The sequence below is a fragment of the Bacillota bacterium genome, from assembly GCA_009711825.1.
Lineage (GTDB): Bacteria > Bacillota > Proteinivoracia > UBA4975 > VEMY01 > VEMY01.
Genome location: VEMY01000039.1, coordinates 64,049 through 83,015 on the forward strand (window position 1 = coordinate 64,049; position 18,967 = coordinate 83,015).

Here is an 18,967-nt window from a genome sequence, read left to right on the forward strand (position 1 = left end):
TCGATAAGAAAGCTAATAGTTAGATGTTCTGATTGCTGTTCCAGTTCACTCTCCAGTGATAAAAAAATACAGCCAATCTCTGGCCGTTGACTTTATGCCAGATAAATGTTACTGTGGGCACTGATTGCAAATTGAAAGGAGGACGGCAAATTGAAAAGGTTTGTTTTTTTAACATTGATTCTTGGTATGGTCTTATTTGCAGCCGCATGTTCCTCTGATCCAGGTCCGGTGGCAATCGTCAACGGTGAGGAAGTTTCCCGAGCCGATTTTGATTCTGAGTTCAACTATTCTCGCTATCAGTACGAACACCAAGGCATCGAACTGTCAGATGATGAGTTAACAGAGCTGAAAGAAGTCGTCTTGGAACAAGTGGTAAACACCGTCATTCTCCGTCAGAACGCTGTAGAAGCTGGGCTTGCTGTGGAAACCGAAGCAGTGGAACAGGAATTGGACGCCATTAAACAGAACTTCTCCAGCGAGGAAAACTTTAACCAAGCCCTGGAACAAGAAGGCTTTACTCTGGAAGAGTATATGCAGCTGCTTGAAGAGGACCTCTTGATTCAGCAACTGTATGAAGCAAAACTTGATCTGGAAAACATCGAAGTAAGCGAAGAAGAGCTTGAGGAAACCCTGGCGATTTATCAAGAACAGTATGGGGACGAAGTTGAGTTAGAAGAGCTGGAAGAGTTTGTGATTCAAATTCTTAAAGATGAAAAAGCAAATACCAAAATCAGCTTATTCATTGATGAACTACGTGCTGAAAGCGAAATCGAATATCTGCTGACATTTTAAGCAAAAAGGCATTTCCTACGCGGAATGCCTTTTTTGTTAGCCAGATTGATTGAAGTTTGGCCATTACAAGGTACTAAGAGCCCTTATTCCCTAAGTAATGATATCTTGTTACATGTAGGTGCATAAAAGTCCAAAGAGATGCTAACCTTTACAAGCAACTCTTTGGACTTTTTTTATCACATGACGACTTGCGAAGAAAAACACCGGTGGTGTTCACGCTTTTCCCGCACGAAGGTACCGCATAGCAACCATAGAAACACTTCAGGCAATAAATGAAACCTTTGGGGAGAAATCCAATGCTAAACTGATGGTAATACCTATGAGGAGGTGAAATAGTGAGCGACAAATCATCCACCGGGCTGGAAACAAACATCGCCAGCGCCCTTTGCTATGCTCTGGGATGGCTGACTGGATTGGTATTCTTTATTATTGAGAAGGATAACAAAGTCGTGCGCTTCCACGCTTTACAATCAATTATAACCTTCGGTTCTTTGCACCTCATTTTCGTAATTATTGGTCTCCTTACCAGCATTATTCTCAGTGCGGTCATTCGTTTTGGCGGTTACCATGCCTGGGGGTTCTTTAGCGGGGTTCTTGGCTTGTTGTCTTGGGCGATTGGCTTGGGAATCTTTATCTGCTGGGTAATTCTCATCTACAAAGCCTATAGTGGACAAAAAATCATGCTTCCAGTTGTCGGTAAGATTGCAGCAAAATATACAGACAAAACAGTCAGCATGTAACTGGCCGACTCGCCCAGCTAATATTATTGGAGGTGAAAAGATGGGTAAGCTCCCAAGGTTGCTGTTAATCTGCCTGCTTTGCCTGGGGTTAGTAGTTATTGCCGGCTGTGGCAGAGACGCTGATGAAAGTAACAACACTGAACCGCCGCCAGATAAAGAAGAGCCGCTCACCCCACCAGACCATACAGGTTCCGCTGAACCAACAGGTGGTGAACTCTTTGCTCCACAAGATCTGGAAGACCTTATCTCAAAACTCTCGGTCCTTAGTTATGTTTGGGAGGATGAGGCTCGTGTCTATGGTAATTTTAGATTGAGTGTCGAGGGCAGGGACTCCCACGGCGAGAAACTCTTATTTGATGTTTTTGCAGATAATCTGGAAGAGAAAGTAGATATGTGGGTAAATGACGGAATAATTGTTAAGGTTGAACCAGAAGATCAGCAGGAAAGACTGCTTAACACCAACGGCAGCGAAATATATGACACTTTTTGGTTTCCGATACTTCTTTTCAACACCCTTCACGAACAGCATAACAACGCCCCCAGCGAATTTGTTCAGGTTGAAGTCAGGGGAACTGAAACGCGCAATTTAGTGCACATGCGCCTCCCCGTCACCCACTACTTTATCAGCTTGAACAATCAAGTAAGTGGTGAAGAATGGACCCTAGAGTATTGGCTGGGGGAGTTTGACGGTTTCAACATGGCAGTGGAATGGTTTGTAGACACAGGCAATGAAACGTTCACACGATACGAAATTATAGAACTAAAACTGAGATAAGTAAGAACAGGTGTGACACGACCAAGCAAAAGACGGCTTCTGGCATCTATCAGTAGCCGTCTTTTATATTACGAGAAGTTAGGCAACAACCCCATTATCCATACATCAAGAGTTTACCGGATAACTTTGCGACCGACTAAGATTAGGCCTCCCACAAGAAGAACTCCCAAGAGAATCCACAACCATGTCAGGCCAGTTGCCTCGACGTCATCTACCATGGCGTAAACTGACAGATGGGTTGTCTCAAATTCCAAGTAAGTTTTGCCGTCAACTGTAACAGGACTGCTCGCAAACTCTGTCACGTTGCCATCGGCGTCGATGTAAACAATTCCGGGATTTTTCGCTTCGAACTCTTCAAGCAACGGCATTTGCACCTTGAATGACCCGATGATGTCTTCGTTAGGCACACCGAAATCTGCGGAGCTGCCATCGACATAATAGACAGTCTTGATGAGCTTGATGCTGAAGGCCTCTAGGACATCAATATTGATATCCTTTAATGCTTCTGTCGCCATAAAAAGGGGGGCATGGTCTACCTCCAGCCTGTTCACCACCAGCTCCACTTCAACCTTAATTACATCATCCTGCCCAAGCTCAGGCAACCGGATAGCGTTTTCCAACCCCAATACAAATATATCGCTGGTTGAATAACTGATACTAAAGGTCGAATTTGCAATGATGAACTCTGCAGGGATGAGGTCAATATGGTAATTGGGGTTTGCCAGAGTGCCTAGCTGAATGGTGTATACACCTGCATCTTCGCCCGCTTCCCGAGTCAACACTCCGGTAAGCTCGTCTCCGGCTACCAATTCTCCGTCGACAATTTGGTAGCTGAGCTCAGGGTCAGCGTCACCTGAGAATTTGCGCTGAGCATCGGCAGCAACTGTCAGCTCGCGGGGAATAATGCTGGCCCGGACCGTAGCAGTACTGATGCTGTAATTATCGGCATCCTGGCCGGTTAGGACTAGACCGCGCACCGTCACTTGCTTGTCCACTCCCGCCTGGCTATCGGCAAAGGACACGTCCACATCATCCGTAACCAAGGTTACGTCATCATCACCGACTATGCCCGAAAGCCGGCCGTAGCCTGCTACTTCCACTTCTTTAGAGCCATCATAGGTTCTTGCTTGCACTGAAAGCCCAGGCAGTGCCAATGCTTTCGGAGTGATGCGAGCAGCGACCTCTGGGGCATTGTCAAGGGATATAATGTATTTGTATGCATCATTGCCGATTAGCTGGACACCAGAGAGCGAAACGCTGTTATCTTCATTAGCACGCCGGTGGCTGAATTCTGCCTTTACAGTGCCTACGCTGAAATCTGCATGTGCTGCCAAGACACCCTCGAATTTGATCTCATTAACTTGAGCAACCACATCACCATTATAAACCTTCTCTTTAACACCGAAGTCATTTATTGTCAGGAGCTGTGGGTCGGTCTTAAACTCTATTTCTTCACCATAAGCCACATAGTCTTCATTGATAACGTAAGCACGTACGTAATGGGTGGTATTTGGTGTCAAATCTGTCAGTTCTGAGGTAAAAGATTCACCTTCCACCACTGGCCCCAACTCTGTCTTGGCGTCAGCCACTGTCGGCATGGGGGATGTGCTCCACACATGGCCGTGTTCGGTAGCTTCTGGCTCGCCGATGTTGACAATTACCCCGCTGCTAGCCGCGGTTGTAACCTCAACATGGGAAACTCCTTCTGTAATGATAGCAGGTATTTGCTTGGTGAATTCTTGCCAAGAGAGAAAAGGGTAGCCATTATTATCGTCGGGGTTGATGCCCCATATGTCTTCTGTTCCATTTACAGTCTCGCCAATGAAATCCCAACCGGCATCTCCATACGGGAAGAAGGAGGTGAGTTCCTCGGTGGTTCTGCCAACACCACCGGCGCTTTCTTCTTGACCGGAAGTTTCGGTATTCCAAAAGGAATTAGCTATTTTGGGTTGATCAATGCTCAAGCGCCGTATGCCTTGTCCGCCAGCGGAGCCCACCATGCCCCCGACAGAATTATCCCCGATTACTTTGCCAATGGCGTATGAATCAATGATGTTGCCGCTATTAAACCCTGTCAAGCCACCGATTACTTCGTGGCCGGCTACCTGGCCGTGGGCGTAGGATTCCATGATATTGCCAGTATTCTCGCCCACCAAACCACCGGCGCCATTTTCCCCTTGCACCTCACCATAGGCGACAGCTTGAGTTATGCTGCCCTGATTCTGCCCCACAAGACCACCGACAGTCTTGTCGCCCCGGACTGCACCGGTGGCAACCGATGCCATTACGCCAGAAAAAAAATCATAGCCGCCATTTCGACCGACGAGACCGCCAACAGCTTCTTTTCCATACACATCACCATGGGCAGCGGAAACAATTACAATGCCTTCATTATCCATGCGACCATTCTGACCAACCAGGCCGCCGATTACATTTTCACCATGTACTTCCACATCGGCAGTAGAAACTGCTATCATGCCATGATTCAGTCCCACCAGGCCACCTACTTGAGAATCGCCGCTCACTTTGCCACTGACCTCTGAGTTGATTATGGAACCTATATTCCAACCCACCAGGCCGCCGGTATCATCCCCGCCATGCACTATAGCCCAGGCCTCCGAGTCCTCTATGCTGCCGCTATTCGCATTCGCACCCACCAGACCGCCATTGTAGATTCCTTCACCATCCACTTCAACGCGGGCCACCGAGTTCTTTATACTGCCAGCATTCTGCCCCACCAGGCCACCGACGAGATAAGAACCTGCCACTTTGCCACTAACTTCTGAATTGCTGATTTTGCCGCGACTAAATCCTACCAACCCTCCAACAGTGCTGTCACCTTCTATATCGACATCCACCAGAGTAACATTAGTTATTTCAGCTTCCTGATTAACACTATCAAACAATCCGGCATTCGACCAACTGGTCTTGATAACTAAACCGCTTATTATGTAACCATCACCATCAAAACGGCCTGAAAAGCTAGAAATAGGATACCAGCCTTGACCGCCATTATAATAATCGCCACCTTCTGCAAAATCTTCTTCCTTAAACACTATATCCGCAACTTGTCTATAATGAGCGTCAGTGTCAAACCAGATATTGTAGAGATCATCTGCTGTCGCCACCAGGTAGGGACTCTCCTCAGTGCCCTCGCCCGCAAGTAAGCCTGTGCCTGCAGGTGCGGCTCCGGCTGGCAATATGGTCTGGACCGTAAATAGCATTGTAACAACTATAACCGCAGCAACGACTGAAATTAAACTTCTCTTTTTCATATTAAACCCCCTTGTGAATTAAGACTTCTGTCTACAACCACCCGTAATCACCAGCCATGTCCTCGAACGACAGGCTTGTCCCTAAACATATTATACATTGTCTTCTGGGTCCCAACCTAAAGATAACCTAAAGATTAGCTAAAGCTTACCTAAAGGGAGTGCAAGACTAATGCCTGCATCATTAACCGATGCAGGCATTAACTATTTAAGCATGGATATGTCTAACGGATAATTTTGCGGCCGACTAAGATTAGGCCTCCCACAAGAACAACTCCCAAGAGAATCCACAACCATGTCAGACCAGCTGCTTCGACGTCGCCTACCATGGCGTAGACTGACAGATGGTCGGTCTCAAATTCCAAGTAAGTTTTGCCGTCAACGGTAACAGGACTGCTCGCAAACTCTGTCACGTTGCCATCGGCGTCGATGTAAACAATTCCGGGATTTTTCGCTTCGAACTCTTCAAGCAACGGCATTTGCACCTTGAATGACCCGATGATGTCTTCGTTAGGCACACCGAAATCTGCGGAGCTGCCATCGACATAATAGACAGTCTTGATGAGCTTGATGTTGAAGGCCTCCAGGACATCAATATTGTTATCCTTTAATGCTTCTGTCGCCATAAAAAGGGTGTCGTGTTCTACCTCCAGCCTGTCCACCACCAACTCCACTTCAACCTTAATTACATCATCCTGCTCAAGCTCAGGCAACCGGATCGCGTTTTCCAACCCCAATACAAATATATCGCTGGTTGAATAACTGATACTGAAGGTCGAATTTGCAATGATGAACTCTGCTGGGATGAAGTCAATTTGGTAATTGGGGTTTGCCAGAGTGCCTAGCTGAATGGTGTATACACCTGGCTCTTCGCCCGCTTCCCGGGTCAACACTCCGGTAAGCTCGTCACCGGCTACCAAATCTCCATCGACAATTTGGTAGCTGAGTTCGGGATCAGCGTCACCTGAGAATTTGCGCTGGGCATCGGCAGCAACTGTCAGCTCACGGGGAAGAATGCTGGCCCGGACCGTAGCAGTACTGATGCTGTAATTATCGGCATCCTGGCCGGTAAGCGCCAGACCGCGCACCGTCACTTGCTTGTCCACTCCCGCCTGGCTAGTAGCAAAGGAAGCGTCTACATCATCAGTTACCAAGGTTACGTCATCATCACCGACTATGCCCGAGAGTTGGCCGTAGTCTGCTACTTCTGCCTCAGCAGTACCGTCATAGACCTTGTCATAAATAGTAAGTCCAGGCAGGGTCAGCTCTTTGGGAAGGATATTTCCTGTGGTTGCAAAATCCCCGATACTGTAATTACCTGCGTCTGCTCCGGCAAGAGCCAAGCCGGTTACAGAAACTTCTTTGTTGCTACCGGTATGCCTGTCGGCAAAATGAGCATTGGCTGCACTGGTATCTAAGGTAACCGTATCTCCAGCAACCACACCCGAGAGTTGACCGTAGTCCACTTGGGCTTCAGTGGTGCCATCGTAGTTTTTCTCTAGTCCTGTGATTCCAGGTAGATCCAAAGGTTTTGGCGTAATGTGGGCAGAGACCTCCGGGGCTCCTTCTAGAGACACATAATACTTGAATGCATCATTGCCCACCAGCTCGATACTTGTTATAGCAACGGTATTGTCTTCTCTGGCCCGCTGGTGGTTGAATTCTGCTGTGACGCTTCCAATGCTGAAATCTGCGTGCCCTACCAGGATACCGTCGAATTCAATTCCGCTGACCTGGGCGACCACATTACCATCATAAACCTTATCTTTAGCATTAAATCCACTTATTGTCAGACGCTGTCGTTCCGTCTTAAACTCGAGTTCTTCACCGTAAGCGGCGTAATCTTCATTGACAGCATAAGCGCGAATGTAGTAGGTGGTATTAGGAGTCAAGTCGGTCAGTTTTGAGGTATATGACTCACCCTCTACCACTTGTCCAAAGACTGTCTTGGAATCATCAATTGTCGGTTCTGGAGAAGTGCCCCACACATGGCCGTGTTCCGTTGATTCGGGCTCACCTATATTCACAATGACCCCGCTGCTAACTGCGGAGGTAACACCAACATCGGAAACCTCTTCTGTAATAACAACAGGTATTTGTTTGAACTGCAGCCAAGCAAGAAAGGGGTAGCTGTCAAAACCATCAGGGTTTATACCCCAAATTCCCTCTGTTCCATTTACTGTCTCCCCGATGAAATCCCAACCGGCATCTTTATAGAGAAAGTACGAAGTAAGTTCTTCGCTGGTTTTACCTACACCACCGGCGCTTTCCACCAGGCCTGATGTTTCGGTATTCCAGAAGGAGGCGGTTACTGTGGGTTGCTCAACAGACCGAATGCCTGGCATTTCATCTGAGCCCACCAAGCCCCCGATGTTTTTACCTCCGGTGTGTTCCCCAGGGGCAATTACGTTGGCGTATGTGTTAATGATGTCACCTTGATTAAGCCCAACCAAGCCGCCAACATAATCATCACCAGATACCAGGCCGTAGAAAAAGGAATCAGCGATACTGCCAAGGTTATAACCAGCCAAACCACCAATAAGCGCACTGCCATCCGTAACCCCGGGCCAGCCATCAGAGTCTTCGCTACCAGATGCCTCGCCGTAGGCGAATGAGCTTTCGATGCTACCTGCATTAAACCCGACAAAGCCGCCGATCAACATGTCCCCAGATATAAGTCCGATGGCGAAGGATTCGGTGATGCTGCCAGAATCTGTGTTGTAGCCAACTAAGCCACCGACAGTTTCTCTGCCATGTACATCACCTTGGGCCTCCGAGTTGGTAACGCTACTAAAATTCTGGCCCACCAAACCGCCGACATCACTGTCACCCAGTATATCACCGAAGGCACTTGAGGCGATGATGCTTCCGTGGCGACCCCACTCGCCATTACTGCCCACCAGGCCTCCAACAGCATTTATACCCTGTACGTCACCCCGAGCTTCCGAGCCGATTATGCTGCCATCACCGTTGTAATTACCGTTTTGACCTACTAAGCCACCAATATTCCTTTCACCGTCCACTTTGGCCAAGGCAGTAGAGTCCTCGATGGTCCCAGAATTCGAACCCGCCAAGCCACCTGTCTCATAACGGCCTGTAACGTTGCTATTTAAGACCTCTGAATTAATGATGGTCCCAGAATTCCAGCCCGCCAACCCGCCAGTATCCGAGTGACCATGCACCTTTCCCTCAGCCACCGAGTTCTCTATGTCGCCAGAATTCTCACCTACCAGACCGCCGACCCGCATATTATCTTCACAGGATACTATAGCATCAACAGCTGAGTGGATTATAATACCGGAATTCGATCCAACCAGACCGCCACTAAAGGGGCCACCTTGAATTTCTGCCTGGGCAGACGAATTTTCTATGATGCCAGAACTGGTGCCTACCAAACCACCGACATTCTGGATACCCTGCACTTTAACATTACTTGCTTCCGAATTCTCTATGTTACCAGTATTGTAGCCCACCAGACCGCCTACAAAGGGATAATTACTATCCACTTCAACATTACTGGCTTCCGAGCTCTCTATGGTGCCAGAATTCTCACCCACCAGACCGCCGACCCACATCCCGCCAGACACTTTGCCACTGATTGTTGAGTTGCTAATCTTGCCCTCGTTCCACCCTGCCAACCCACCGACATAGTTGCCGGCTTTTACCTCGACATCCAGCAAAGTAACATTAGAGATTTCAGCCTCTTCATCCAAAACCGCGAACAAGCCGACATATGACTCATTTCGGTTTAGAGTTAGATTTTCAATTCTTTTGCCGTTACCATCATAGGTGCCGGAAAATGATTCAATGGGCACCCATCCTTGACCTCCATTATGAAAAGCCCCATCCTCCTCGAAATCTGCATCTGTAAATAGTATATCTTGGGTCTGCCTAAAGTGTTTATCTGGATAGTCCCGAACATTATTAAGATCATCTTTTGACTCTACCAGATAAGGGTCGTCCTTAGTCCCCTCACCCTCAAATAGTCCAGTACCTGCAGGTGCGGCTCCGGCTGGCAATATGGTTTGGACCGTAAATAGCATTGTAACAACTATAACCGCAGCAACGACTGAAATAAAACCTCTCTTTTTCATATTAAACCCCCTTGTGAATTAAAAACTTTCTTCTACAACTCACCCGTAATCATTAAGCATAAGTTAGAACTATGTGTAATTGGGCTTGTCCTTATACATATTTTACACTTTCTACTGGGTCCCAACCTAAAGATAACCTAAAGATTAGCTAAAGCTTACCTAAAGACAGAGTCCTTTCTACGTTTGACCTGAGTCCGGAAGCTGGTAAACTGGAGTTAATTATAAGCGGGGTGATAAGATGAGTTCTCTGATTACAAAGATTGAGGTGCTGGCAATCAAGCTGCCACTGCGGGAGCCGTTTGTCATTGCGTATGAACACTGGCATGAAATGCCATCTATTCTGGTGCGGATTACAACCAACAACGGCCTGGAAGGCTGGGGCGAGGCCGTTCCCGACCCCAATGTCAGCAGTGAGACCCCGGCCAGTTGCGTTGCGATGCTCCGGGAAGACCTGGCGCCACAGCTAATCGGCGCTGACGCATTGAATCTGGCCGGAGTCCATCAGCGGATGGACTTCCTTCGGGGCGCACCGGCGGCGAAAGCGGCGGTGGATATCGCCTGCCATGACATCCTGGCCAAACACCATCAGCAGCCGCTCTACCGCCTGTTTGGCACAAGTAATACTGCCGAATTGCCGGCTGTAATCCCCATCGACAGCCCGGAAAACCAAGCCAAGACTGCCCGTGCCTGGCTGACACAGGGCTTTAGCCAGTTCAAAGTCAAACTGGGCGCCGACCCAAAGGAGGACAGCGCACGAATCACCGCCGTCCGTGCTGCCCTGGGGCCCGATGCTCACCTGCGGGTGGATGCCAATCAGGGTTGGTCCCGTTCCGACGCCCAAAGGGTTCTGCCAGCGCTGATTGCCGCTAATGTCGAGGTCCTGGAGCAACCACTGCCCTGGTGGGATTTGGAGGGTCTTGCTGAACTACGGGAGAGTATCCCAATCATGGCAGATGAAGCGGTTCTGGACAGCCATGACCTGGAGCGGGCGCTTAGACTTGAAGCCATGGACTGGTTAAACATCAAGCTGATGAAATGCGGCGGTCTTTACCCGGCCAAGGCGTTAGCGGAACAGGCGCAAGCTGCAGGCGTCCGGGTGCTTCTGGGCTCGATGCTAGAGTCAGCAATCGGCTCGCTGGCCGGCGCCCACTTTGCCGCCGCCATGCCTGGCGTTCAGGCCAATGAAATGGTTGGGCCCCAGATGTTCAGCCGGGACTGTGGCCCCTTCCCTGCCCAGGGCAAGCTAATTGGGTTGTCGGCAAAATCAGGTCTGGGATTTGAGCCGGATATGGAAACAATCTCTGAACTGACAACAAGTCAGGTAACAATTCGCTAGACCTGTGGAGAAATGTTGACCCCAGATAAATGGATATTCTTTAGTCTAAGAATCAACTAGCTTCAGTGTCTACAAGAATCAGACTAACGCCGTGACTGGCAAGATAAACCAGTGTATAATAAAGCCAATATACTTACTTAAGGAGGCGATATTATCGTACCTGTTCTCGGATTTGTCTGGTTGGGTGTGGCGCTGATTGCCGGCAAGTTGGTGCGCATGGCTGTGCCAGTACTGCGGCATTGGTTCATCCCCAGTTCGATTATCGGTGGAATTATTGCCTTGCTCGTCGGGCCAGAGGTCTTGGGTCGGATCGTCCCTGCCCTGGATGGTGGTCTGATTGGCAGAGATGTCATCGCTTTTTTGCAAACGTTACCCGGCTTCCTAATCAATATTGTCTTTGCCTCCCTGTTCATCGGCAAAACCATCCCCGGTGTCAAGGAAGTCTGGCGCCGGGCGGGCCCCCAGGTGGCTTTTGGCCAGACTATAGGCTGGGGCCAATATGTGGTGGGTATTGGCCTCACTCTGCTGGTGCTCGCGCCTGTATTTGATGTTGAACCGATGTTTGGCGCCCTGATTGAGATCGGCTTCGAGGGCGGTCACGGGACAGCTGCCGGTCTTGGCGCAACGTTTGCCGAAATCGGTTGGGAACAGGGGCAGGACCTCGCCTTGGCCATGGCCACAGTCGGTATTGTCATGGGGGTTGTGCTCGGCATGATTCTCGTCAATTGGGGCATTGCCCGCGGCCACACCAAGTTTGTCCGCAGCCAGCAAAAAGCAGATGAGAGTGTCAAAGAAGCAGAGGAAGAGGATGACTGCGCAATTATCCGCGACACGCCTCGCCCAAAGCAAAAAGGACTTGAGTCTGTTGAGCCTCTTGCCTTCCATCTCGCCTACATAGCGGTGGCAATCGGTATCGGCTATCTGTTGCTCCAGGGCATGATTCTACTGGAAAACACACTGCTTATTCCCCTGGGAGCGCCGGTACTATTGGGACACATCCCCCTCTTCCCCCTGGCCATGATTGGCGGGGTTATCGTCCAGAAACTGCACCGGCATTACTTCTCTTTCCTGGCTCTAAGCCGGGAAATGATGCTCAGCATACAAGGGGCAGCCCTGGACCTCCTAATCCTATCTGCCCTGGGAACCCTGACCATCAGCGCTTTGGCCGATAACTGGGCCCCATTACTCCTACTAATCATCGCCGGACTCGCTTGGAATATCGGCGCCTTCCTGTTCCTGGCCCGCCGCATGCTACCTGACTATTGGTTTGAACGGGCGATTGGCGACTTTGGACAGTCCCAGGGGGTAACAGCCACCGGACTGCTTCTGATGCGCATAGTTGACCCCGAGACCAAATCCCCGGCTTTTGAGGCCTTTGGTTACAAGCAGCTACTATTTGAACCCTTTGTCGGCGGCGGCTTCTTTACCGCCATGTCCGTTCCGCTGATTTTCAACTTTGGTGGTCTCACCGTCTTGCTGATTACCGGCGCGTTGATGGTTATCTGGTTACTGGTTGGCCTCTTTTACTTCGGAAAAGGGAAATAAGTGTTAAGCCGCTCCCTCTCGGAGCGGCTTTTTAGACATAAAAACTGCCTCCTTTGCTGGAGGCAGTTTATTAGCTTACAAGCACGTCTATGGCGCCGGGTAGAATTCCATATTCTATTTGCTCTACCTGTTCGGGGAAGAGTTCGCCGTCGGAATGGGCCGGCGATGGGGAGTTTAAATGGATATTAATCTTTGTTGTGTGGATTTCCTGAATCCCCTGGGCATGGACAAACTTCCCGGCCGGGGTCATTGCCTTGGGCAATAAGGCCAGCAATCCCAGAGACGAGTTTTTAAACGCCAAAACAGCGGTCAACTTGCCGTCAGCCGGGTCGGCATGGGGGGCCATGAAAAACAAGCCGCCGGTCCGAGGGGCATTGCCCACCGACAGCAATGTCAGGGGGCCCTCATAACTGCCCTCATCCCACTCCACCCGGGCCTCCCACTTCGGGTTCTGGATAATCCCCTTAATTGCCGCCCAAAGGTAGCGGGGAATTCCCTTTAACCAGGTGATTTGCTGTTGAAGGACGGTTATATATGGCTCCAGCCCCAGAGCCGAGTTGTTGATAAAATAGCGCTCACCTGCTTTGCATACGTCCAATGTCCTGGTCTTACCGTCGGCTATGACTCGGGCAGCGGCCTCCAGATCCAAAGGCAGCCCCAGATTATACACCAAATCATTGGCGGTCCCCAGAGGCATAACACCAACAGTGCCAAGATTGGCTTCGCCCTTGGCCTTGGCAATCCCGTTGACAACCTCGCCAATCGTGCCATCGCCACCTGCGGCGATAATCGGGGAGAAACCGGCCTCTGCCGCCTCCCGGGCCAACTCTACAGCATGTCCGTGATAATCCGATACCGCCAAATCAAAATCCACGCCGGCCTTCTGCAAAGCTACTTCCGCTTGCGGCCAGCGCTTCTTTGCGTTCCAGCGATTAGAATATGGGTTCAGTATTACTTTTGCAGGCATAGGCGCCCTCCGTTCATTAAACTGGCACAAGGTTGTGCACAACCTCTATTCGACAAAACCAAGCTGCTTACCTGCAATCTGCATTACTCAGGAAAAGATAAGCCAAAAGGACGCAGTTTGGCACGAAATTCATCGGTCAACAGGCCGCCGGCAAAGGTTTGTCCAATTAACGAACTCCAATTGTGATTCCCCTCTACAATAACCGGTCCCGCTTCCGTAACAGCAATATCCCAGGCAACTGTCAATATTCCCGGTGTCATCCGGGCCGCCCTTTCAGTCAGGTCCAAAACCTGATCCCACATAGGGATCTTCTCACCTTTAAAGCGTAAGCCGGAATCAGGATGCACCGACAACCACTCGCCTCCAAACTCCGGACGAATAGCGCCATCCCCCATCACCCCGGTTTTAACATCAACTCCCACTGCCACACTGCCTGTATGCCAATTATCCGTACTCATGCCCCTGCGCCCCAGGCGAATGATGGCGAATAGGATATTGACATTGCTTTCGGCATCAAGAAACGTAACAACCCGGCAAGTGTTTAAAGAGTCGGCATTAAACCGGGCTATACTCTGATGATTTTGGAGTTTCGCCTCCAGCATGAATCCATGGTGATTAAATCCCAGGTCCTGAGTCATATGTTCAACAAGCTCATCAGCGCAATATCTGTTGTCTGCTCTGTCAATGAACTCTTTCCCCTTGACATCCAAAACCAATACACCCGTGCCCTGCCCGCCTCCCAGCGGCTTGATAACAAGACTCCTGGGCTGCTTTTCGTCCATCCATCGGCTGAGATCCGTGGAACTACGCAACGGCGTTCCCTGTCTGTCAGCCCCGTAATGGGGATGAAAAATCCCGTATAACTCTGAAACAGGAACTCCCCGACTGCCATAAAAAGAGTTGAAAAGCACTTTATTTCTCATTAGCGGCGCCCAGTTCTTGCTATTGAGGCGGGGCCGCAAAATCCAGGTTGCCTGATGATTTAACAGGTAACGCCGAACTTCTTTCAAGCCCACATTCTTTTTCCCAAACTTAAACAAGTAGTACTCCAGCGGCGACATTTTATACCTCAGTCCCCACCAAATTGTCTCCAAATACTGCCGACTAACAGGTTTATACCCTTCAGCGTTAACAGTCCGGATATTACCCAACACTCGCCTAATTGTGCGTAACATATTCATGCCCCCCTGTAAAATCTACAATAATTGTAGCTTCTAGGACGACTGTTTGCAAATAGTGCCTGCAACCCCGACTTTCGTTAGGTCAAAAATAGACCCATATCCTGTATAATTGCCTTAAAAGCTCTAATGGAGGTGTAATATGTTTCTAGAAACCTTAGGTGGCTCAATTTATTGCGAAGTCCACGGTCCGGAGAACCAGCCGGCACTTGTCCTCACCCACGGCGCCGGCCTAAATTGCCGCATGTTCGACAGCCAAATTGCCGCACTGAAGGATAAGTACCGGATAGTGGTTTGGGATATGCCCGGGCACGGCCGCTCCCACAAACTGGACGGTCCACTGCCGTTCACTGAGCAGTCGACCAATATCATCGCAATACTAGATGCGCTCAATATCAAGCAGGCGGTGTTGGGCGGCCAGTCGCTGGGGAGCTGGGTGAGTCAACACGCAGCTGTCCTTTACCCGGAGCGAATCCAGGCCATTATCAGTATTAGCGGCGTACCGCTTGAAAAAGGCACATCAAAACTTGAAGATTTTATGTTCAAGGTCATGAACAATACCTTCCTGGTGCTGCCGCAAAAGTCGGTTTTTCGCTGGGTTGCCCGGCAGAAGGCGACAACGCCGGCGGCCCAGACCTTTGCCGAACAGTCAATGAACGAGATTGGCGTCAAACAGTTCTATTACATTATGCAGGGCATGCTGGCGGCAGGCAGCACAAAAATCTCCGCACCCAGCCAGCCGCTCCTTTTAACCCATGGCGAACACGAGATGCCAAAATATGTAGCAAAGGCCAACGCCCGCTGGCATGCCTCAATTCCCGGCAGCAAGTATGTGGTTCTGCCAGGAGCAGGACACAACGGAAACCAGGACAATCCCCAAGCGTTCAACGAGGCGGTCCTCTCCTTCCTGGCGGAAATCGGCCTCTAAATCAGGAGAGTAAGTTTAACTCCCTCGCCCGGGCCACAGCCCGGGTTCTGCTTTTAACGCCTAATTTTCCGTATATGTTGCCGGTATGCCACTTTACAGTCCCCTCAGTCAAAAAGAGCTCCCTGGCAATATCCTGATTGGAAAATCCCTGGCCAATCAGAGTAAGCACCTCCAATTCCCGGGCGCTCAATTCCTCCACAAGGCTGCCTTGTTCTGCCTTACTGGAAAAATCCACATGGGCAAGAATATCTTGAATATACCCGGCAAGTACCGGACTTGCATTAGCATTAAGCCAGGAGAACACTTGGGCAAAACAAGATTCCAGCCCCTGTATTTCATCCAGAAAAACCTGGAAATATCCCTCACCCATGCCAATGGAGAGGGCTTGTTTGAGGTGATGCGCAGCAGCACGCATATTACCCGCCATCAATTCCAGTCGACAAAACGATAGCAATGCCTCTATCCGCAAACCAACACCCATTCTCCCGGTAGCAATCAACGCATTTAAGATTTTACCTGCCTCTTGATTTTTACTTTCCGCTACCAACACCCGTGCCAAGGTCAGGTATGCTGCTTCTTGTCCACCAGATATCGCCACCTGCTCCCGAACACCGATTTCTGCAAGCGTCTCCCGAGCCAGCTCCGGATTTCCCGCTGCCAATTGCAATCTGGCCTTCCAAACAGCTGCAGGCAAAGTCACAAAACCGGGCAGCCCTGACTGCTGGTGAATGATCTCAATCTGACCGACCGCAGCCAACGCCGTGCCCAACTTGCCCCGGGAAAACGAAACTGCAATCTGAAACAGATAATTGAAGCCCAGTGTCGGCTTCTCCAATTCACTAATCTCCAGACTATGTGCCACCATGCGTTCTGCAGCTTCCAAATTACCCTGCTCTCTGGTTAGCGCCCCTTGCAGGCCCCAGATTATTCCCGCTCGTGGAACTCCAGTCAACCCGTGTTCTGAGATATATTGCTGCAGCTGTTCAAGCAATATCTGCATCTGCTGCAACTTACCCCCGGCCCAGAGATTGTTGACTGCTTTAACTCCGGAAGTCAATACGACATAGGGATTGGAAATTTTCTTGCTCTCTCGATAGGCTGACATATAATCTATATGCGCTCCATCCCAATCATTGGCGAGGGTTTTTGCGTCCCCGGCATTTATTGCCGCCGAAATCCGCCAGAAAGGCTTATTCGAAGGCAACATTTTCAGGGCCCGCTCGGCCAGTTCATGAGCCCGGTCAAGCTCATTCTCAAATATAGAATAATAAGCCTGAACCACCGCTAACATACCGGCAAACTCATGTTGGTCTCCCCGATCGCTGCCGCTGTGGCCAACCGCAGACCGCAGGCATGCCCGGGCCTCTTCTTTACCTTCATCGATCAGATGAAATAGCGCCCTATAAATCAGTAAGCGTGGGCGGGCCTCCAGACAGTCGATTGGCAGTCGATCAAGCCAATTGGTTAACTGTCGCCTGCCCTGGGAGAACCACAAATCATCGATATGTTCCTGGAGAATTGACGCTGCCCGCTCTGGCGAGCCTGCAATTAAGGCATACCTGATTGCCTCTGACGGAGCTCCGGAATCCAAGAAGAAATCAATCGCCCGCTGATATAACTGGGCAACTTGCCGGTCATCGCAAGTCTTATGTAATTGCTGCCGGAGCAGGTCACCAAACAGGGCATGGTAACGAAACCAGGTTCGTTTACCGTCCATATGCACTAAAAACAGGTTTTCCTGCTCGATTCGTCTGAGCATGGCGGCGCTCTCATTGCCTCCGGTAACAGCTTTACACAGCGGGACATTTAACTGGCGCAACACAGAGGTTTTAAGCAGGAAATCCTTGAGCGAAGTCTCAAGGCGGGAAAAAACCTCTTCGTAAAGAAAGGCCATGGCGTGGTGTTTGCTACCCGCCAAATGCTCGATAAACTCTGCTTTCTCAGGGTTCTGAACCAGGGATAATGCTGCGAGCTGAAGACCCGCACCCCAGCCTTCAGTTTGATTATGCAGCACTTTCAGATTGTCAGCAGTCAAATGAAGCTTAAAAATTTGGGCCAATAGCTGTTCGGTCTCATCCAAAGTGAACTTTAGGGTAGCCTGGCGGGCCTCGACTAAATTGTTTCTGGCCCGCATCTTGGCCAGTGGCCAAGGCGGATCAGCACGGGTCACCAAAACCACATGTGCTGACGGCGGCAAATTCTCAATAAAATACCACATGGATTTGTGGATAGTTCCATTCGTTATCAAATGATAGTCGTCAATCACCAAATGGACAGGAGCTTTCAGCGACTTAATGTCGTTCAACAGGGGAATCAGCATACTCTCAAACTCCAGAAGTTTACCCAAAGAGCCGGCCTGCAAAAGTGCCAGCGTGGTTTTTCCCATACCCTTTTCTACAGCTTGCAGGGCGGTTACAACATAGGTCCAAAAATGCAGAAAATCATCGTCTCTTTCATCTACAGACAGCCAGGCGACAGCTTCTTTTCTTTCATATAGCCAGTCCTGAACCACAGTAGTTTTTCCAAACCCGGCAGGGGCAGAAACTAAAGTAAGCTGACGGCTGAATTGCCGGGAGACAATGAGATTGTCGCCTAGCAACTCTGTAATCCGTGGACGAGCAAACAACCCCGGCTTCTTCGGTGGCAGTGTTACTTTAATCTGCAACAAATTGTCCATCAGATTACCCCCTGACCAACTCATTTTGCTATTATAGATTTCGCCAGGATTAAGTGGCATCCTTCATATAATCAGAAATATAAGCGCTGCAGGATGGAAACCTGTTTATGTGGAATAACGCCAGTGAGGTGATAATATTGAAGCTGCTTAAGGCAATTCTCATATTGCCGGGCACAGTTGGTCTGCTGATTCCATTCAGCATACTAACTCTTACCGGTGGCGATTTTCGTCCGCATTCTCCGACTAACATTATGTTTTGGCTGGGCCTTGGTTTCTTGGTGGCCGGCATTTCGTTGGGCATCTGGACAGTGAGCCTCTTTAGTAAGCTGGGGAAAGGCACTCCCGCGCCCTGGGAACCGCCGCGCAAATTGGTTGTCGCTGGCCCCTACCGCCACGTCCGCAACCCCATGATTACCGGCATGATACTAATTCTCTCCGGTCAGGCAATAATTCTGGGCTCTGGAGCTCTTGCTATATGGGCTGCTGTATTCTTTATCGGCAATGCAATCTATTTTCCCCTGGCAGAAGAAAAGGGGCTAAAGGACCGGTTTGGCAGCGATTATGTGGAATACATGGACAACGTGCCCCGCTGGCTTCCACGGCTCCGCCCCTGGAAACAGAGTAAGTAATGCCTAATCCGGCATAGCCATTGAATCCTCTTCC

At 49.9% G+C, this 18,967-nt stretch carries 12 protein-coding genes; 7 read left to right on the forward strand and 5 right to left on the reverse strand.

Annotation, left to right across the window (positions count from 1 at the left end; translation table 11 throughout):
• Positions 1–150 precede the first annotated feature (150 nt).
• The 3 genes from FH749_12285 (at position 151) to FH749_12295 (ending at position 2,307) form a co-directional block, all read left to right on the forward strand.
• Positions 151–792 (forward strand): hypothetical protein, encoded by a 642-nt coding sequence (locus tag FH749_12285; protein ID MTI96234.1) that lies wholly within the window; start codon positions 151–153, stop codon positions 790–792.
• Between the two features lie 335 nt (positions 793–1,127).
• The gene (locus FH749_12290) at positions 1,128–1,532 is read left to right on the forward strand and encodes a hypothetical protein (protein MTI96235.1); all 405 of its coding nucleotides are present in this window, start codon (positions 1,128–1,130) and stop codon (positions 1,530–1,532) included.
• Positions 1,533–1,572: 40 nt separating this feature from the next.
• Entirely contained in the window at positions 1,573–2,307 is a 735-nt protein-coding gene (locus tag FH749_12295; GenBank protein ID MTI96236.1) for a hypothetical protein, read from the forward strand.
• A 113-nt stretch (positions 2,308–2,420) separates the two neighbouring features.
• On the opposite strand, the gene FH749_12300 is transcribed toward FH749_12295, so the two are convergent.
• Together FH749_12300 and FH749_12305 are read right to left on the reverse strand one after the other, a co-directional pair.
• Positions 2,421–5,582 carry a hypothetical protein gene (locus FH749_12300; GenBank protein MTI96237.1) on the reverse strand — a complete coding sequence of 1,054 codons (3,162 nt, stop codon included), beginning with the start codon at positions 5,580–5,582 and terminating at the stop codon, positions 2,421–2,423.
• A gap of 221 nt (positions 5,583–5,803) precedes the next feature.
• Positions 5,804–9,673 carry a hypothetical protein gene (locus tag FH749_12305; GenBank protein MTI96238.1) on the reverse strand — a complete coding sequence of 1,290 codons (3,870 nt, stop codon included), beginning with the start codon at positions 9,671–9,673 and terminating at the stop codon, positions 5,804–5,806.
• 238 nt (positions 9,674–9,911) lie between these two features.
• Between FH749_12305 and FH749_12310 the strand changes: the two genes are divergently transcribed.
• Together FH749_12310 and FH749_12315 are read left to right on the forward strand one after the other, a co-directional pair.
• A complete protein-coding gene (locus FH749_12310) occupies positions 9,912–11,009 on the forward strand; it encodes a dipeptide epimerase (protein ID MTI96239.1) in 1,098 nt (365 codons plus the stop codon).
• Between the two features lie 153 nt (positions 11,010–11,162).
• A complete protein-coding gene (locus FH749_12315) occupies positions 11,163–12,554 on the forward strand; it encodes a sodium:glutamate symporter (protein MTI96240.1) in 1,392 nt (463 codons plus the stop codon).
• 70 nt (positions 12,555–12,624) lie between these two features.
• On the opposite strand, the gene FH749_12320 is transcribed toward FH749_12315, so the two are convergent.
• Positions 12,625–13,521 (reverse strand): diacylglycerol kinase family lipid kinase, encoded by an 897-nt coding sequence (locus FH749_12320; GenBank protein MTI96241.1) that lies wholly within the window; start codon positions 13,519–13,521, stop codon positions 12,625–12,627.
• Between the two features lie 83 nt (positions 13,522–13,604).
• The gene (locus FH749_12325) at positions 13,605–14,702 is read right to left on the reverse strand and encodes a hypothetical protein (protein MTI96242.1); all 1,098 of its coding nucleotides are present in this window, start codon (positions 14,700–14,702) and stop codon (positions 13,605–13,607) included.
• A gap of 139 nt (positions 14,703–14,841) precedes the next feature.
• On the opposite strand from FH749_12325, the gene FH749_12330 reads away from it, so the two are divergent.
• Positions 14,842–15,627 carry an alpha/beta hydrolase gene (locus FH749_12330; GenBank protein MTI96243.1) on the forward strand — a complete coding sequence of 262 codons (786 nt, stop codon included), beginning with the start codon at positions 14,842–14,844 and terminating at the stop codon, positions 15,625–15,627.
• Position 15,628: 1 nt separating this feature from the next.
• Here the strand turns inward: FH749_12330 and FH749_12335 are convergent, their stop codons facing one another.
• Positions 15,629–18,364 carry a hypothetical protein gene (locus tag FH749_12335; protein MTI96244.1) on the reverse strand — a complete coding sequence of 912 codons (2,736 nt, stop codon included), beginning with the start codon at positions 18,362–18,364 and terminating at the stop codon, positions 15,629–15,631.
• A 47-nt stretch (positions 18,365–18,411) separates the two neighbouring features.
• Here FH749_12335 and FH749_12340 point away from each other — a divergent pair, with 47 nt between their 5' ends.
• Positions 18,412–18,933, forward strand: a complete 522-nt coding sequence (locus tag FH749_12340; protein MTI96245.1) for an isoprenylcysteine carboxylmethyltransferase family protein — start codon at positions 18,412–18,414, stop codon at positions 18,931–18,933.
• Positions 18,934–18,967 lie beyond the last annotated feature (34 nt).